The organism is Ruegeria sp. CE9, from assembly GCF_056537425.1.
This window is the reverse complement of record NZ_JBQFRO010000001.1, coordinates 28796-45880: the sequence shown is the minus strand read 5'-3', so window position 1 is coordinate 45880 and position 17085 is coordinate 28796. Positions and strand designations below refer to the sequence as shown.

Sequence of the window (17085 nt, the reverse complement as noted above, 5' to 3'; positions counted from 1 at the left end):
AGGACAGAAACCGTATGGCGACTGCATCGCCCGCTTCTGATTTTGCTCCGGTGGCGTCTCAGGTCGCTGCCCCTGCCCATACGCGCGATCCGCGTCTGGACTTCTACCGCGGCATCGCGATGTTCATCATCCTGATCGCGCATATCCCGAATGATCCGTGGGCCAAATGGATTCCCGCCCGGTTCGGTTTTTCCGACGCCACCGAGATCTTTGTGTTCTGTTCGGGCATGGCATCCGCCATCGCCTTTGGCGGAGCGTTCATGCGCAAGGGCTGGTGGCTGGGAACCGCACGCGTTTCCTTCCGCATCTGGCAGGTTTACTGGGCGCATATCTGCCTGTTCTTTTTTGTCGCCATGTCCATGGCCGCGCTGGATCAGTCCGGGTTGTTCGAGAAAACCTATATCTCGTCGCTCAACCTGCAGCATTTCTTCAATGACCCTGCACCTCAAATTGTGGGGCTGTTCACCCTGACCTATGTGCCGAACTACTTTGACATTCTGCCGATGTATCTGGTGGTTCTGGCGATGATGCCGCTGTTCATGGGGCTGCACCGCATTGGGTTCTGGGCAGTTGCGCTGGCCTCGGTCACCATCTGGCTTATCGCACAATTCGATTATTTGGACCTTCCGGCCGAGCCATGGTCTGATCGCCAATGGTTCTTCAACCCATTTGGTTGGCAATTGCTGTTCTTCACCGGATTTGCATTCATGCGCGGCTGGATACCTGCGCCTCCGGTTTCGAAAGCCCTGATCTGGGCGGCTGCACTGTTTCTGATCTTTTCGATGCCATTCGGCTCGTGGAAAGTGTTCACGTGGATCAACACCGCGGCACCTGATCTTGGGGAAGAAATCCGCAAGGTTTGGCCGGTGACCAAAGAGTTCCGCAACAAGTCTGACTTTGGCCTGTTCCGTTATCTCCATTTCCTGTCGCTGGCCTATCTGGGCTGGGTCGTCGCGGGTGAGCATGGTCACCGACTGATAGCCACCGGTCAGGGTGCTGCGGCCAAAGTCTGGCGGTTTCTGCTGACAGTCATCACCAAGGTCGGGCAGCAATCGTTGGCGGTGTTCGTATTTTCCATGGCAGCGGCACGACTTATCGGTGTTGGTCTCGACCTGAGTGGGCGGGATGTTGCCAGTGTCTTCGCCGCCAACATGATTGGTTTTGCCATGATCATCGGCGTGGCTTATCTGGCCGCTTGGTTCAAGTCTCAACCTTGGAAATCTAAGAAATGAATTTTACACGTCGTGCATTTCTCGCCTCATCTACGGCACTGGCATTCGCCCCAGCAGCGTATGCAACAGGTGGCGAGACCCCGTTCAGCCGCGAAGATGTTATCGCTATGGCCCGCGATCTGGCCAGTCGTGATTATGCCGAGCGTGAGATGGTGCCACAGGAATGGCAGGACCTGACGTATCAGCAGTACCGTTCGATCCGGTTCCGTTTGGATCGCGCCTTGTGGTACGAGACAGAGACGCCCTTCAACGTGGATTTCTTTACACCGGGCCTCTATTTCCCGCGCACGGTCAAAGTGTCGACTGTCGAGGATGGCATGACCAAGCCGGTCACCTTCGATCTGGACATGTTCGACAAGTCCGAAGATGTTCCCAAGCTTCCGATCGACGATACTCTGGGCTTCTCAGGCTTACGACTGCGCACCGAGATGCACCGCCCCGGTGAAACGGATGAGTTCTGCGTCTGGCAAGGGGCCAGCTATTTCCGTGCCATCGGCTTGCACGAGGTCTATGGCCTCTCGGCCCGTGGTCTGGCGCTGAAAACCGGCGATCCGGATGGTGAAGAATTCCCCGAATTCATCCGTTTCTGGCTGGAACGTCCCAAACCGGGCCAGCGTAACATGGTCGTACATGCGCTGATGGACAGCCCCAGCGTCACCGGGGCCTACCGCTTCAACGTCACCGCGGGTGCGGATTGCGTGATGGATATCGAAGCGACGCTCTTCCCGCGCACCGAACTGCCCCATGTCGGCATCGCGCCCGGAACGTCGATGTTCCTGTTCGACCAGACCAACCACAGCCGGTTCGACGATTTCCGCCCCGCCGTGCATGACAGCGACGGCCTGTTGATCCGCAATGGCGCTGGCGAAGTCTTGTGGCGTCCGCTAGCCAACCCGACCCGCCTGCAGATCTCATCCTTCGTGGATACGAACCCGCGCGGCTTTGGCCTGATGCAGCGTAAGCGCGAGTTCTCGGACTATGCCGATCTTGAGGCCAATTATCACAAGCGTCCCGGCCTGTGGGTCGAGCCGAATGGCGATTGGGGCAAAGGCACCGTCACGCTGGTGGAAATCCCGGCGGATCAGGAGATTTATGACAACATCGTCGCGTATTGGCGCCCGATGGAACCCTACACCGCAGGCAGCCAGATTGACCTGTCCTATCGTCTGATCTGGGGTGAAGAACCCCAACGCACCCCGATGGCCCGCGTGATCAACACTGCGATGGGTGACAATACCTTTGGTGAAGGCCGTCTGGCCGTGATCGATTTCGAAGCCAGCGAGCTGTTCGACGACCCCGAGGCGATCACCATTTTCGTGGACTCTCCCCATGCCGAAACCTCTGACGGCGTTCTGCAGCGCAACCCCGACACAGGTGGAATGCGGCTGGCGTTTTCGTTTGAGCCGGGGGAACGAAATCACGTGGAACTGCGCGCGCAACTGCTGAAAGACAAACAGCCAGCCTCTGAGGTCTGGCTTTACCGTTGGACCACATGAGCCGCGATCTTCATATCATGCCGCCCGAGGCCCCTCTGGCGATGCCAGCGCAAAACTTTGCGCAAGGGTTCCGCGATGCGCAGGTGCCGGCCGGGGGCCGGAAACCCTCGGCTGGGTTCTGGCGCGCGCTGGCGTTTTCGCCTGCGATGGCGGCGACGTTGGGCTTGCTTTGGGTCATGTCCGATTGGTTCAGCGCCGAAGGGATCAATCTGATCGAAGGTATCCTGCTGACGCTGATCTCGTTCAACTTCTTCTGGATTTCCTTTACGGTCTGCACCGTGCTGCTGGGCATGGTCTCGCTTTCGCGTCAGGAACCGCCCAAACGCGAGGTCCGAGCACAACCGCTACGCGTGGCACTGCTGACCCCGGTCTATAACGAAGTTCCATGGAACGTGCTGGGCAACGCCCGCACGATGCTGGAAGACCTGCAAAAACGCGGCGATCAGCATCACTATGCCATGTTCATCCTGTCCGACACGCGCGACCCCGAGATTGCAGCGCAAGAACAGGCCAGTGTTGAAGCGTTACGCACTACGCTAGCACCAGGGCTTGAACTCTATTACCGCCGCCGACCTGAGAATACGGATCGCAAGGTTGGCAATATTGCCGATTGGGTCAGTCGCTGGGGCGCTGACTGGGATGCGATGCTGGTTCTGGATGCCGACAGCTTGATGACTGGCCGCGCGATCACCCGCCTGACTGATGCGCTGGCGCGTGATCCGGGCGCGGGCCTGATCCAAAGCTATCCGCAATTGATCGGTGCACAATCGGTCTTTGCCCGGATGCAGCAGTTTGCAAACGGCGTCTATGGCATTGCCTTTGCCGAAGGTCTGGCGCGCTGGTGCGGGCAAGAGGGCAACTATTGGGGTCACAACGCCATCATTCGCACCCGGGCCTTCGCCTCAAGCGCTGGCCTGCCCAAGCTCCGGTCGTTCAACGGGCAGGACAAGCTGATCATGAGCCACGATTTCGTCGAGGCTGGCCTGCTGCGCCGCGCCGGTTGGGCCGTCCGCTTTCTGCCGCGCATTCGCGGGTCATATGAAGAAACACCACCCACCCTCATCGACCATGCTATGCGGGATCGCCGCTGGTGTCAGGGTAACTTGCAGCATCTGAAACTGCTTGGCTCGACCGGATTCCGAGCGGTCTCGCGGTTCCACATGTTCCACGGTGCGGTCGGCTATTTGATGTCGCCGCTGTGGTTTGCCTTGTTGGTGATGTGGGCGCTGATTGGTCAGGGCGAAGAGGCTTCGGTTCTGCACTACTTCAGCCCAGACAACCCGCTGTTCCCGCAATGGCCCGAGATGTCCGAGACACGGCATGTACTGATCATTCTGGTGATGTACGCGATGCTGCTTGCGCCCAAGGTTCTTGGCGTTGCCGCCCTGCCGCTCAGCGGTGTGCGCTATTCCGACTTCGGCGGAAAGGTAAAGTTTTTCACTTCGTTCCTGTCTGAGGTTGTTCTGTCGATCCTCTATGCTCCGATCCTGATGGTGCAACAGATGATAGCGGTGTTCCGCACTGCTCTGGGTATTCAGAAAGGCTGGTCTCCGCAGGCGCGTGACGGCGGCAGCTATGGGCTGCATACCTTGGTTCTGTGCCACACGCTGGAAACCGTCAGCGGTGTTGCGCTAAGCGTGGGCATCCTCGCCGGTCTGGTATCGATTTGGCTGGCTCCGATTGCGATCAGCCTCGCACTGGCGATCCCGCTCTCGGCGCTCAGCGGAGTGTCCGCCGGTGCCGCGCGCCGCATGGTCGGAATGCGTGAGGATGTCAGCGAACCTGCCATAACCCGTTCGGCCCGGCGTTATCGCGATGAATTAAAGCGTTTGATCGAAGGCAAAGGCGTCGTCACCCCGGCAGAATAATCAGCTGCCGGGCAGACCTTCGTACCAGTCCACCATCATGTCGGCCCATCCTTGTGGCACTGTATGCCCACCTGGAAAAAGCGCAAATTCCAGCGCACTGCCTTCGGCGCATCCCATCCAATTCCGACGCATGAAACGACCGGTGGTCGAAAACCCGCTTGGCTTGGTATCGACGCACCCGTTGGCAACACGCCAGATTTCGAGACCCGCGAAGATATCACCTTGATGAAAGCGGCCACCGCCAAGCAGACGTCCTTCCAACGGGACCACGTTGTCCGTCCAGCCATGGGTGTGGAACATACGGATCGGTCCCTCGCACGCCTCGGGGTGCGGGCGCCAGAATCCGCCGGAAACAGGCACATAGGCCGAGAATGTCTCGGGCGCGTCACAGGCGAGGTAATAGACCATAAAGGCACCAGCCGAGAAGCCACCCAGAACCACACGCTCGTCATCGATTCCGAACCGTTCTGCCGCGTCTTGTACTGCTTCGGTCAGGAACGCGGTCTCATCGCGTTCGCCGAAGCCCGGATAGAAGTTCCAGCTTTTAGTGCCGCCCCTGTCTGGGCGCTCCAAGCCTTCGGGCGCCATGACGGCATAACCGCGATCGAGCAGGGGTTCGACCATACTGCGGTTCTTCATCGTGCCGGAGCCACTGCCGCCATAGCCGTGCAGGAATACCACCAATGGGGGGTTTTCAGTGTTTGGAAGTTCGATGTGATATTCGCCTGAAGCCGTCTCGCACGTACCCTCCTCCGGGCCGCACGCTGCGATAGCTGATTGTCCCGCAATCGTACAGCAAAATGCCAACCAATACTGCGTCTTCATCATGTTCCCTCTATGAAAGCCTCAACCGGCAAACCGGCGCGCACCCAACCCGGCCCGGCGGCAGAGCCAAGCATTCCTTCGGGCACATCGATGATATTCATAAATCCTGCTTCAGTCAGTTGGTTGCTCAGCCGTGCCGACCGAACCCCTCGGGCACAGATCAACGCAACGGGGGCAGCGCTGTCACCCCCGGTGAGTTGCATCAGGGCCTGCACGAAATCCTCGCGTCTCATATCCAATGGCAGCGCGCCCTGTCCAACTCCCGTCGCCCGCCATTCGCGTGGTGTTCGGATATCGACCAACAGGATGTCCTTTGACGCGGCCTTCTGATGGGCCTGTGCGACATCCAGTTGTCCGCCTGAATAGTCCTGCGGGATCAAGCGGTACTCGCGTATGGCGAACCCGGCGGCGATCGCTGTTCCACCGCCAATCAAAACCCATCTGCGACTTCGATTTTTAACGTCCGCCATGCGGGGTTCTCCTGCAATCTCAGTTTGGTTCTAACATAAGCCAATTCGCTGTGCTTTCGGGAAATCCGTGCCTCAGATCAAGTTCGCGTCATTATTACGCAGATAATCGCATCTAATATGTATGTTCTAGCGCTTGTCGGAACCTTGCAATTTCCGCGCAGTCAATAAATTATCCCTAGCAATTCAGTCATATTGACCGCACAGACCGGAGTATCGCACTTGTCCCTATTCCTTATCGCGGCCCTTCCCTTCCTCGGAGCTGTTTTTCCAGCCCTGCTGATCCGGGCAGGACGAAACGCAGCCGCCTCCGCGGCCGGGTTGACCACCTTCCTCGCACTCATGGGATTACTGATCCATATTCCTAGCGTCATTCGAGGTGATGTGGTGACCGCTCGGTTCGACTGGATTCCGGGTCTGGGACTGAACGCGAATTTCATGCTGGACGGTCTGGGGTTCCTGTTCGCCCTACTGATCTTGGGGATCGGTCTCCTGATCATTCTCTACGCCCGGTTCTACCTGTCACGCGAAGATCCGATGGGCCAGTTCTACACGTATCTGCTGCTGTTTCAGGGCGCGATGGTTGGGATTGTACTGTCCGACAATATCCTTCTTCTGCTTATATTCTGGGAACTTACATCGCTAAGCTCATTCCTTCTGATCGGGTATTGGAAGCACCTTCCCGAAGGACGGCAAGGCGCGCGTATGGCGTTGGCTGTAACCGGCTCGGGTGGTTTGGCAATGATTGCGGGGATGCTGATCCTCGGCAATATCGTGGGCTCGTATGACCTGAGTGTCATTCTTCAGAATAAAGAGCTCATCCAGGCCTCACCCTACTATCTGCCCGCTTTGATCTTGATCCTTCTGGGCTGTTTCACCAAGTCCGCGCAGTTCCCATTCCACTTCTGGCTGCCTCATGCAATGGCGGCGCCAACGCCGGTTTCGGCCTACCTGCACTCGGCCACCATGGTTAAGGCAGGCCTGTTCCTGATGGCGCGGATGTGGCCGGTTCTGGCAGGTACAGAGGCGTGGTTCTACATCGTCGCCACAACCGGCCTTATCACCATGCTGCTGGGCGCGGTGATTGCGCTGTTCAAGGACGATTTAAAGGCGCTGCTGGCCTTTTCGACGGTCTCCCACCTGGGATTGGTGACCATGCTCTTGGGCTTTGGCACCAAATTCGCGGCCGTTGCTGCCGTGTTCCACATCATCAACCACGCGACGTTCAAGGCGGCCTTGTTCATGACCGCTGGGATCGTCGACCACGAAACCGGAACGCGCGACATCAAACGGCTGGGAGGTTTGCGGCACCTGATGCCGATTACATTCACCATCGGTACCATCGCTGCGCTATCGATGGCAGGCCTGCCGCCGCTGAACGGGTTCCTGTCGAAAGAGATGATGCTTGAGGAAACGGTTCACACAACCTGGCTGAACTCGCATTATTTGGTACCTGGTCTTGCACTATTGGCGGCGCTGTTCTCGGCGGCGTACTCTTTCCGTTTCGTGAGCCATGTGTTTTTGGGCCCCGAGCGTGACGACTATCCTGCGCATCCGCATGACCCACCGGTCGGGCTATGGCTGGCTCCGGCCTTCCTCGTCGTACTGGTTGTTCTGATCGGTCTCTACTCGGCGGCAATCGTCGGTCCGCTGGTCGCCGTTGTCGCCAGTGCGGTAATTGGGGGCGAGAAGCTGCCCTATTACTCGCTGAAACTGTGGCACGGCTTTACGCCTGCGCTTTACATGTCAGTCGTCGCAACGCTTGGCGGTTTGTTCTTGCTATCGCTACACAAACGTGGAGATCAAATCTGGAACGCCCTGCCCCGTCCCGAGGCAAAGGTCATCTTTGAAGCAATCATCGAGGCGTTGACCCGCGCAAGCCGCTGGATCACGGATGAACTACATAACGGCGTGCTTAGTCGCTATGCGATCATCTTCGTCGCATTCACCGTCGGGCTTGGCTATTACGCCTACTCCACCGGCACGATTGGTGTTGAAACGCGCGTGCCCTTGCCTGCGCAGATCATCCCGATCATTGGCTGGGTCTGTCTGGTGGGCGCGACACTGGCGATCATGTGGTTCCACCGCAACCGTCTGCTCTCGCTGGTGCTGATCGGTGTAGTCGGCCTGATCGTGTCCATGGCGTTCAACTATCTCTCGGCCCCCGATCTGGCGCTGACACAAATCTCGGTCGAAGTGGTAACGATGATCCTGTTGTTGCTGTCGCTGAACTTCCTGCCAACCGAGACACCGTGGGACAGCAGCGCGGCGCGGCGCTGGCGCGATGCGGCGATATCGGTTGTTGCCGGGATCGGCTCGGGCGCGTTGATCTATGCGCTGATGATGCGGGACTTTGCCTTCCCGACGATCTCGGAGTTCCATCTGGCCAACTCGTACAAAGGTGGCGGCGGAACCAACGTCGTGAACGTGATCCTCGTCGATTTCAGGGGGTTTGATACCTTTGGCGAGATCATCGTGCTGGGGATTGCCGCACTGATCATCTATGCCCTGACCGAGGCAGTCTTGGGCACAAATGTGCGTGGTTATCTGCTGAACCGCAAACCGCATTGGCCGCAGTCAGGGGATTCACATCCGCTGATGATGGTGGTCGCCACCCGCGTGATGATGCCCATCGCGCTGATGGTGGGCGCTTACATCTTCTTCCGCGGCCACAACCAGCCCGGAGGCGGCTTTATTGCTGGCCTCATCGTCGCCATAGCCTTCCTGATGCAATACATGGCCAGTGGCTATACCTGGGCCATCGAGCGTCAGAGGTTCTATTACCACGGCACCATCGGCTGGGGCGTGCTGATCGCTGCGGCAACGGGCATTGGCGCATGGTTCAATGAACGCCCGTTCCTGACCAGTGATTTCGGCTATATCAACTGGCCTCCATTGGAAGAATTCGAGTGGGCAACCGCAATCCTGTTTGACACAGGTGTATTCCTTGCCGTTCTGGGCGCGGTGATGCTAGCGCTCGACAGCTTGTCGCGGTTCGCTTGGCAACCGGGTATGGCGCAAGAGTTCCCGATGGATATCAACCCGCTGCGGGATGAACCTCAGGATGAAGACAACGAGAAGGTGCAGGCCTGATGGAAGCGCTGGTAGCCTCTGCCGTAGGCGTCATGACCGCCGCCGGGATTTTCCTGATCCTGCGCCGCCGAACCTTCCCAGTGATCCTGGGCCTGTCGCTGATCACCTATGCGGTGAACGTGTTTCTCTTTGCCACCGGACGGCTGGCACTGAACGCGCCTGCCGTGCTGAACAAGTATGAAGATGTCGCCTATACCGATCCGCTGCCGCAGGCGCTGGTACTGACGGCAATCGTGATCTCGTTCGGGATGACAGCGGTGATCGTGATGATCGCACTGTCGGCCTATCTGTCCTCGAAAGATGACCATATTGACATGAGCGCAAGCGACAGTGTGGACGCGCCGGGAGAAGACGCATGAACCACTGGATCGTTGCGCCGATCGTCCTACCCGCGATCCTGGCCCCGTTCATCATCATGGTCCTGCGCTATCACCTTGACCTACAGCGCATTTTCTCGATCGCGGGTGTCGTGGGGCTTCTGGGCATCGCCTTGACCATTACGGCGCAGGCGACAACCGGTGATATTCAGGTCTATGAGCTGGGTAATTGGCCTGCTCCGTTTGGTATCGTCATGGTATTGGACAAACTGTCTGCCATGATGGTGCTGCTGACGGCGCTGCTGGCCTTGCCCATTGTGCTCTATGCCATAGGGTCTGGCTGGGACGAGCGGGGCAAGCATTTCCACGCGCTGTTCCATTTCCAGCTTATGGGGGTCTGCGGCGCGTTCCTGACCGGTGACGCCTTCAACCTTTTCGTGTTCTTCGAGGTCTTATTGATCGCGTCTTATGGCCTGATGACACATGCAGGCGGCTCGGTTCGGTTGAAATCGGGCGTGCAGTATGTGGCGTACAACCTGCTGGGTTCGACCTTGTTCCTTTTTGCGTTGGGAACGCTTTATGGCGTCACCGGTACGCTGAACATGGCTGATTTGGCTGTGCGCGTGGCAGAAATACCGCCAGAAGACACAGCCCTGCTACGCGTTGGAGCGGTTCTGCTTTTGCTTGTGTTCTGTATAAAGGCAGCCGTGTTACCTTTGCACTTCTGGCTACCGGCCAGCTATGCCAACGCTCCGTTACCGGTTGCAGCCCTGTTTGCGATCATGACCAAGGTTGGGGCCTACTCGATCCTGCGGGTCTATACACTGGTGTTCGGACCGGATGTTGCCGCGACAGACGGGCTGGTTGGAACATGGCTACAACCCGCAGCCTTGCTAACTCTGGCTGTTGGGGCCATCGGTATTCTCGGCTCACAGCATATTGCTAGGATGGTAGCCTTCTGCGCCATCGCCTCGATGGGCACTCTTCTGATTGCAATCTCGCTGTTCGACGAAGCCGCAACAGCCGCTGCGCTCTACTACATCTTCCATTCGACACTGGCGACCGCATTGCTGTTCCTCGTCGCGGATATGGTCATGGAACGCCGAGGTGGGGTCATCTCACCCACAGCACCCATGGCGCAATCTGGGCTGATATCTGCCCTCTTCTTTGTCGGAGCCATTGCGATGGCAGGGATGCCACCCCTGTCTGGCTTCATTGGTAAACTGCTCGTGCTCGATGCATCACGCGGGGCATCGGATGCCACAGCCGTTTGGGCCGTTATCCTGATCGGCTCATTCGTTACCATTGTGGGACTGGCGCGCGCAGGTACGCTGATCTTCTGGAAAAGCTACGACGCGCAACTTAATGTTGAGCCCGAGCGAGCCGAGGAAGACGTCAGCCCTCCAACCGCACCCGAGCCCTATCCCGGGCTTGCATTCACATCAGTCTTTGGTGCGGTTCTTGGGCTGGTATTGCTGACGCTCTTTGCGGGTCCAGCACTTGAATACGCCGGAGGCACCGCAGCGCAACTTTTCACACCGGATGATTACATTTCGGCCGTGCTGGGAGGGGAAGAATGATGAAGCTTCTGCACCGGATATTTCCGCACCCACATCTGACCGCACTGCTGACACTGGTGTGGGTGCTGCTGGCAAACAATGGCTCGTTGAATTCGTTGGTGTTTGGACTTCTCTTGGGGATCATCATTCCATTCATCACCCAACCCTATTGGCCTGATCGCCCAAAGTTGCGCAATTGGCCGATGGTGGTGGAATACATGCTGGTTGTCCTGTGGGACATCGTGATGGCCAATATCGCTGTGGCCCAGATCATCCTGTTCAAGCGCGACGCAGACCGCCTACCGACTTTCGTCAGCATACCACTGGAACTGCGCACGCCCGAAGCCATCACCGTTCTGGCGGGGACCATCACCATGACACCAGGCACCGTCAGTTGCGACTTGTCCGCTCAGGGGCATTACCTTCTGGTCCACTGCCTTGACGCACCCAATCCTGAAGAGGTGCGTGACCAGATCAAGCAACGCTATGAGCGCCGCCTGAAGGAGATTTTCGAATGATCATCACCTATTCAATTTACTTTACATTTGCCTGTTTCGGCGCAGCGGTCATGATGTGCCTGTGGCGGATCATCACAGCCGAAGGGGTCGGCACCCGTGTTCTGGCCTTAGATACGATGGTGATAAATACCATCGCTTTGATGATCCTCTATGGCCTAAGTCTGGGCACAGAGATTTTCTTTGAGGCCGCGATGATCATCGCCATGCTGGGTTTCGTTTCAACGGTTGCCTATGCGCGCTTCATGCTGCGCGGCAATATCATCGAGTGAGGGCGGCATGACATTTATCTTCGAATTGCTCATCGCCTTCTTCCTGATCGTCTCGGGCATTTTCGGCTTCGTCGGCTCATTTGGCATGATCAAACTGAAGGACCCCATGTCTCGACTGCATGCCCCGACAAAGGCAACCACGTTGGGCGTGGGCGGCGTTCTTCTGGCCTCGATCGCGCATTCGGTCCTGCTGGAAGGGAAACTGTCGCTGCACGAGTTGCTCATCACGTTGTTCCTGTTCCTGACGGCTCCGATCACGGCCCTGTTCATTGCCAAATGGCATATTCACCGCCATGAAAAGCCCAGCGATCTGCCGGATGCGGGCGAGGATGAGCTTTGGGCCACCCACGCCGTCGAGCAGGTCGAGGACGTCCCGGACCACAGCACGAACTGAGACCCATGCACACACCTCCGCTGCCCCTGACCCGTGATCTGGTTCTGATTGGCGGAGGCCACACCCACGCTCTGCTGCTGCGCAAATGGGGTATGAACCCTTTGCCCGGCGCACGGGTCACCGTGATCAATCCCGGCCCCACTGCGCCCTATTCCGGGATGCTACCGGGTTTTGTCGCCGGGCACTACAATCGGTGGGAGCTGGATATCGATTTGGTCAAATTGGCACGGTTTGCCGGTGCGCGCGTTATTCTGGGCGCTGTCGACGGGATAGACCCGGATAAGCGACTTATCCACGTGCCAGAACGTCCGCCTGTGGCGTTTGATGTGGCCTCGGTCAATGTCGGGATCACATCTGATATGCCTGCCGTGACTGGATTTGCCGAACACGCGGTTCCAGCCAAACCTCTTGGCCCCTTTGCGGCCCGATGGGAGGAATATCTTGCCGAGACCGGGCCAGCCTCGGTCGCTGTGATTGGCGGCGGTGTTGCTGGTGTCGAACTTGTAATGGCGATGGCCCATGCCCTGCGGTCCAAAGGACGCAAAGCTCGGGTCACATTGATCGACAACTCAACGGTTTTGACTGCCACAGTCCCAAAGGCCTCCGCCACCATCCGACAGGCAATGCAGCGCCTCGGTGTCGAGGTTTTGGAAAACACGACGATCCAGAAAATTGAGGCGGGACAGATCGAGCTGGATGATGGCGGTCAAATACAGGCCGATTTCATCACAGGCGCGGCAGGTGCGCGGCCCTATGACTGGTTGGCCGAATGTGGCGTCGAACTGCACGAGGGCTTCATCAAAGTAAATACAGACCTACAGTCGAGCGATCCCGCAATTTTCGCGGCAGGAGACTGTGCTCATCTGTCCGATAACCCACGCCCCAAAGCCGGGGTCTATGCAGTGCGCGAAGCGCCTGTCCTTTATGACAACCTTCGTGCAGCGCTTGGGGCCGGGAAAATGCGGCGCTATGTGCCGCAGAAGGACTATCTGAAACTGATTTCGCTGGGGGGAAAGTCCGCTCTGGGTGAACGATTTGGAACTTCGTTCAGTGGACCACTGATGTGGCAATGGAAAAACCACATCGACCAAAAATTCATGAACCGGTTTCGCGACCTGCCCCCAATGCCCACCCCTGCATTGCCTCAACAGTACGCGGCAGGTCTGCAAGAGACACTTGGGGAAAAGCCAATGTGCGGGGGATGTGGTGCCAAGATTGGCCGAAGTGCTTTGCAAGCAGCATTGAAGGAATTGCCGCGATTAGATCGGTCGGACATCACTCCGCTGCCCGGTGACGACGCGGCGCTGCTGAAAACTGGTAGCGTGCGCCAGGTTATGACCTCGGATCATCTGCGCAGTTTCATCGATGACCCTGCTTTGATGACGCGTATTGCCGCCGTTCACGCGCTTGGCGATATCTGGGCGATGGGCGCAGAGCCTCAGGCTGCGACGGCGACAATCATCCTGCCACGGATGTCGGCAGAGTTACAGCAACGGACAATGGCCGAGATCATGCAAATCGCCAGCGACGTCATGCACAAAGCCGGGGCTGAAATCGTTGGTGGCCATAGCTCGATGGGTGATGAAATGACCATTGGCTTCACGCTGACTGGGATTTGTGAGGCCGAGCCCATCACGCTAAGCAGTGGGAAACCCGACGATGCGCTGATCCTGACGAAGCCCGTGGGAAGCGGCGTGCTTATGGCTGCCGAAATGGCGGGAAAGGCCAAAGGGGCTTGGGTCGCCGCGGCAATTGAGGAGATGGCAAAGCCGCAGGGCGATGCATCGCGCATCTTACGCAATGCCCACGCTATGACCGATGTGACCGGATTTGGTTTGGCAGGCCATCTGCAAGGTATCTGCGAGGCGTCGGGTTGCGGGGCGATGCTGTCTCTGAGCTCGATCCCGATCATGACGGGTGCGGAAGACCTAAGCGATCAGGGCATCCGGTCCACGATTTACGTCGATAACCGAGCTATCGCTCCGGGCCTTCCAACCGGAGGCAAAGCAGACCTGCTGTTCGATCCCCAGACTGCGGGGGGGCTTTTGGCTGCTGTTGATCCCGAGGATGCCGAGCGGTTGTGCTCGGAACTGCGCGCTGAGGGTTATCCGGCGGCCATAATTGGTCAGCTCACCGAAACTCCTGGCTTACGCGTTCAAAGCTGATCCAACGCATTCGCGATCCGCGTAGCAGTCGCTGAAAGCCCAGCGTCATCAAGAGACTGCGCGTGAACATGAGCCACCACATCGGCGCGCTGCGCCTTGCGCGATTTAGCGTAGGCCGGATCATAGTGCTGCTCCATCAATGCTTTTGTAAGCCCGGGCTTATCCCCGGTGTCGATTAATTCCAGCCAACCATCGACGACCTCGTGCCCACGGTGAAACCGCAAATGCGACAGCCGATCACGCAGCCGTTCACGGTCAGAAAGGATATCGTCGTATGCAGAGACCAGGTAGGTCGTGCGCGCATCGATTGGTGCGGTGATCTGAATGCGGGGTGCTGAACACAATGCGGACCAGAGGCTGGGTGGCAGGATAAGGCTGCCTATCTTGGACGATTCCGCCTCAACGACGACCGGCTGTGCAACGTCAAACTCGCTCAAAGCAGCGGCGATCGCTGATTCAAACGCCTTTTGGCATGGTTGACCACCCGGCATCTCTCCCAACAGCGATCCTCGGTGATTTGCGAGCCCCTCAAGGTCCAGAACCTGGACGCCCAGCGCTTGCAAATGCGCCAATAGTTCGGTTTTGGCGGTGCCTGTGTAGCCATCCAGCGCGACCAACTGATAAGGCAGCGCATCATCATACAAAAACCGCTTTACCAGCCGCCGATATGAGCGATACCCGCCATCAATCACTTCGGCGCGCCAGCCGATTTGCTGCAGCATCCAGCTAAACGAGCCTGACCGTTGCCCGCCGCGCCAGCAATAGACCAGCGGCTTCCAATCGCCCTCATGATGACTGAGGTGTTTCTCAATATGGTCAGCCGCATTGCGGAATACCAACGCGGCACCCAGTTTACGAGCAAGAAATGGGCTTTCCTGCACATAGATTGTGCCAACCCGCGCGCGTTCTTCATCGTTTAGAACTGGCAGATTGATGGCACCAGGTATGTGGTCTTCGTTGAACTCGGCCGGGCTGCGCACGTCGATAATCGTATCAAACGCATGGCCGTAGAACTGCGGCAAGCTGGAAACGTTTTGAACCATTTCAGCGATCTATCGTGTATGTTGTTGGAAGAAAAGCCAGATAGACCTTGATGAGTTTTCACTCGTGGCAACTTGTGATGTCTCTACATTAAGCCAATGCCTACCGGTAGTATCTGTAATTACCTTTGAATGAAGAAGGCCGCCCCGAAAGGCGGCCTCGTTGCTTTCAAGATCGCATCATTTCTGTTTGATGCGCCCGTCCACGTAGGGTTGGTATGGTGCGTGTTCGGCAAGGTATTCAGCGGTGACATCCGCCAGATCGGGGCCGAAATCATAGGCGTTTTTATCATCGCCCGAGAATACGCTGTAACCGTCACCGCCATTGCGGACATAGTTGTTTGTGACGACAAGATAGGTCGCTGCCGGGTCGATAGGCTCAAACCCGTCACCATTGGCAACCATGACTTCGACGATACGGCCTTCATTCGGGGCAACCGAGGGGTCCCAGGTAAATGTCATGCCAGCCACTTGCGGGAAACGACCTTTGACTTCCTCGACCTGGCTCACTCCATTTTCAAGCGCATCGATGACGCCCTGCCCGCTGATCTCAAAGGTCGAAAGCGTGTTCTGGAATGGCAGAACTGTCAGAACCTCGCCCATAGTCACCTCGCCCTCGTCGATCGAGGCACGCAGCCCGCCCGAGTTGGCAATCGCGATCTGTGCCCCTTGATCCGCAACGCGCGCAAGCATCGCGTCCGCGACCAGATTGCCCATCTCGCATTCCTGAACACGGCAGATATCGCGAGAGCCTTCGATAGCAGCGCCCGAATTGGCCACGACGCGCTGTTTCATCTCTTCAATCGGGGCACCCATTTCAGCGACACGCGCTGCGATATCTGCGTCTGGCGTAACCGAGGCATCCAGCAGGATCGGCTCACCCTCTGCCGAAATCAGATTGCCGTCATCATCAAATGTCAGCATGATTTCACCCAGGTATTTGGAATACGCATAGGCCTGAACCACCGGAACATCGCCCACCATTGTCGGATAGGCACCTGCGGCGTCCTCATTCGTGTTCGACAGCAGCGTGTGCGAGTGGCCGCCAACCACGAGATCCAGACCCGGCACTTTCTCGGCGATCTCGATATCTTTTGCCAGGCCCACATGGGTAAGCGCGATAATGATGTTCACGCCTTCATCTTGCAGAGTCGCAACATCCGCCTTCAAGCTTTCGATCTCATCCTGAAAGACGACATCTTTGCCGGGGCTCGAGGTTTCGACGGTATCCGTCGCCAGTGCCGAGATGATGCCCACTTTCTGGCCGCCAACGTCCAGCACAACGTGGTTTTCCACTTTGCCTTTCAGCTCCGCCGACGATGACAGATCCAGATTGCCCGACACCACGGGGAAACTGACCGCGTTGATGAAAGCGGCCAGACCTGCCGGGCCGTCATCAAATTCGTGGTTGCCAACTGCCATCGCGTCATATCCGATGGCTTCCATGAACTCAGCTTCGGCGGCACCCTTGTAGGTGGTGTAGAACAGCGAGCCCTGGAATGGATCGCCTGCATCAAGCAGCAGAACATTTTCATCAGCCAATTCGCCGCGCTTTGCATCCACAATGGTCTTCAGACGCGCAACGCCACCAAAGCATTTACCTTCCGCCTCTCCTTCAGCGTCACAGGTCGAATCGTATTTGTTTATCGATTCGATCCGGCTGTGAATGTCATTGGTGTGCAGAATCGTTAGCTTGTATTCGGCAGCGGCCATACCTGCGGTCAGGCCCAATACGGCTGCTGAGGCAAGAAAACGGGTGAACATCTTATTACTCCCTATCGTTGATTGCGGTGATCGTGCGCCGTGCATCGCAAAGAGTCAAAGGGGGAAATCCGGCTTGAT

The 17085-nt window shown here is 57.6% G+C and carries 14 protein-coding genes; 10 read left to right on the top strand and 4 right to left on the bottom strand.

Going from position 1 to position 17085, the window contains the following annotated elements; all coding sequences use genetic code 11:
• Positions 1-14 precede the first annotated feature (14 nt).
• Genes ACR0B3_RS00215 through mdoH form a run of 3 tightly spaced genes read left to right on the top strand, consistent with a single transcriptional unit; the run spans position 15 to position 4596 of the window.
• A complete protein-coding gene (locus ACR0B3_RS00215; protein WP_480807351.1) occupies positions 15-1232 on the top strand; it encodes an OpgC family protein in 1218 nt (405 codons plus the stop codon).
• Entirely contained in the window at positions 1229-2728 is a 1500-nt protein-coding gene (locus tag ACR0B3_RS00210) for an OpgD/OpgG family glucan biosynthesis protein (RefSeq protein WP_480807350.1), read from the top strand. The genes ACR0B3_RS00215 and ACR0B3_RS00210 overlap by 4 nt, the downstream gene beginning before the upstream one ends.
• Positions 2725-4596 carry a glucans biosynthesis glucosyltransferase MdoH gene (gene mdoH / locus ACR0B3_RS00205; protein ID WP_480807349.1) on the top strand — a complete coding sequence of 624 codons (1872 nt, stop codon included), beginning with the start codon at positions 2725-2727 and terminating at the stop codon, positions 4594-4596. The genes ACR0B3_RS00210 and mdoH overlap by 4 nt, the downstream gene beginning before the upstream one ends.
• Here mdoH and ACR0B3_RS00200 read toward each other — a convergent pair whose 3' ends face one another.
• Positions 4597-5421 (bottom strand): CE1 family esterase, encoded by an 825-nt coding sequence (locus ACR0B3_RS00200; protein WP_480808000.1) that lies wholly within the window; start codon positions 5419-5421, stop codon positions 4597-4599.
• Positions 5421-5891, bottom strand: coding sequence for a rhodanese-like domain-containing protein (locus tag ACR0B3_RS00195; RefSeq protein ID WP_480807348.1), 471 nt, complete (start codon positions 5889-5891; stop codon positions 5421-5423). Before ACR0B3_RS00195 ends, ACR0B3_RS00200 begins: the two co-directional genes overlap by 1 nt.
• A gap of 219 nt (positions 5892-6110) precedes the next feature.
• Here ACR0B3_RS00195 and ACR0B3_RS00190 point away from each other — a divergent pair, with 219 nt between their 5' ends.
• From ACR0B3_RS00190 to selD, 7 genes are read left to right on the top strand one after another with little or no spacing between them, the layout of a single operon-like run.
• The gene (locus tag ACR0B3_RS00190; RefSeq protein WP_480807347.1) at positions 6111-8981 is read left to right on the top strand and encodes a monovalent cation/H+ antiporter subunit A; all 2871 of its coding nucleotides are present in this window, start codon (positions 6111-6113) and stop codon (positions 8979-8981) included.
• Positions 8981-9340 carry a Na+/H+ antiporter subunit C gene (locus tag ACR0B3_RS00185; RefSeq protein WP_170683154.1) on the top strand — a complete coding sequence of 120 codons (360 nt, stop codon included), beginning with the start codon at positions 8981-8983 and terminating at the stop codon, positions 9338-9340. Before ACR0B3_RS00190 ends, ACR0B3_RS00185 begins: the two co-directional genes overlap by 1 nt.
• Positions 9337-10878: a monovalent cation/H+ antiporter subunit D gene (locus ACR0B3_RS00180; RefSeq protein WP_480807346.1), complete on the top strand. Its 1542-nt coding sequence runs from the start codon at positions 9337-9339 to the stop codon at positions 10876-10878. The genes ACR0B3_RS00185 and ACR0B3_RS00180 overlap by 4 nt, the downstream gene beginning before the upstream one ends.
• Positions 10878-11375, top strand: a complete 498-nt coding sequence (locus ACR0B3_RS00175; protein ID WP_480807999.1) for a Na+/H+ antiporter subunit E — start codon at positions 10878-10880, stop codon at positions 11373-11375. Before ACR0B3_RS00180 ends, ACR0B3_RS00175 begins: the two co-directional genes overlap by 1 nt.
• A complete protein-coding gene (locus ACR0B3_RS00170; protein WP_480683970.1) occupies positions 11372-11644 on the top strand; it encodes a K+/H+ antiporter subunit F in 273 nt (90 codons plus the stop codon). The genes ACR0B3_RS00175 and ACR0B3_RS00170 overlap by 4 nt, the downstream gene beginning before the upstream one ends.
• Before the next feature lie 7 nt (positions 11645-11651).
• Positions 11652-12038 carry a Na+/H+ antiporter subunit G gene (locus ACR0B3_RS00165; protein WP_170720081.1) on the top strand — a complete coding sequence of 129 codons (387 nt, stop codon included), beginning with the start codon at positions 11652-11654 and terminating at the stop codon, positions 12036-12038.
• A gap of 5 nt (positions 12039-12043) precedes the next feature.
• A complete protein-coding gene (gene selD, locus ACR0B3_RS00160; RefSeq protein ID WP_480807345.1) occupies positions 12044-14203 on the top strand; it encodes a selenide, water dikinase SelD in 2160 nt (719 codons plus the stop codon).
• On the opposite strand, the gene mnmH is transcribed toward selD, so the two are convergent.
• Positions 14194-15246: a tRNA 2-selenouridine(34) synthase MnmH gene (gene mnmH, locus ACR0B3_RS00155; RefSeq protein ID WP_480807344.1), complete on the bottom strand. Its 1053-nt coding sequence runs from the start codon at positions 15244-15246 to the stop codon at positions 14194-14196. The genes selD and mnmH overlap by 10 nt on opposite strands.
• A gap of 177 nt (positions 15247-15423) precedes the next feature.
• Entirely contained in the window at positions 15424-17007 is a 1584-nt protein-coding gene (locus ACR0B3_RS00150) for a bifunctional metallophosphatase/5'-nucleotidase (protein ID WP_480807343.1), read from the bottom strand.
• Positions 17008-17085 lie beyond the last annotated feature (78 nt).

Bases quoted from the DNA above. Each gene is read 5' to 3' on its own strand.
- ACR0B3_RS00195 (WP_480807348.1), bottom strand. From the start codon at position 5,891: ATGGCGGACGTTAAAAATCGAAGTCGCAGATGGGTTTTGATTGGCGGT.
- ACR0B3_RS00180 (WP_480807346.1), top strand. From the start codon at position 9,337: ATGAACCACTGGATCGTTGCGCCGATCGTCCTACCCGCGATCCTGGCC.
- ACR0B3_RS00185 (WP_170683154.1), top strand. From the start codon at position 8,981: ATGGAAGCGCTGGTAGCCTCTGCCGTAGGCGTCATGACCGCCGCCGGG.
- mdoH (WP_480807349.1), top strand. From the start codon at position 2,725: ATGAGCCGCGATCTTCATATCATGCCGCCCGAGGCCCCTCTGGCGATG.
- selD (WP_480807345.1), top strand. From the start codon at position 12,044: ATGCACACACCTCCGCTGCCCCTGACCCGTGATCTGGTTCTGATTGGC.
- ACR0B3_RS00170 (WP_480683970.1), top strand. From the start codon at position 11,372: ATGATCATCACCTATTCAATTTACTTTACATTTGCCTGTTTCGGCGCA.
- ACR0B3_RS00215 (WP_480807351.1), top strand. From the start codon at position 15: ATGGCGACTGCATCGCCCGCTTCTGATTTTGCTCCGGTGGCGTCTCAG.
- ACR0B3_RS00165 (WP_170720081.1), top strand. From the start codon at position 11,652: ATGACATTTATCTTCGAATTGCTCATCGCCTTCTTCCTGATCGTCTCG.
- ACR0B3_RS00175 (WP_480807999.1), top strand. From the start codon at position 10,878: ATGAAGCTTCTGCACCGGATATTTCCGCACCCACATCTGACCGCACTG.
- ACR0B3_RS00210 (WP_480807350.1), top strand. From the start codon at position 1,229: ATGAATTTTACACGTCGTGCATTTCTCGCCTCATCTACGGCACTGGCA.
- ACR0B3_RS00150 (WP_480807343.1), bottom strand. From the start codon at position 17,007: ATGTTCACCCGTTTTCTTGCCTCAGCAGCCGTATTGGGCCTGACCGCA.
- ACR0B3_RS00200 (WP_480808000.1), bottom strand. From the start codon at position 5,421: ATGAAGACGCAGTATTGGTTGGCATTTTGCTGTACGATTGCGGGACAA.
- mnmH (WP_480807344.1), bottom strand. From the start codon at position 15,246: ATGGTTCAAAACGTTTCCAGCTTGCCGCAGTTCTACGGCCATGCGTTT.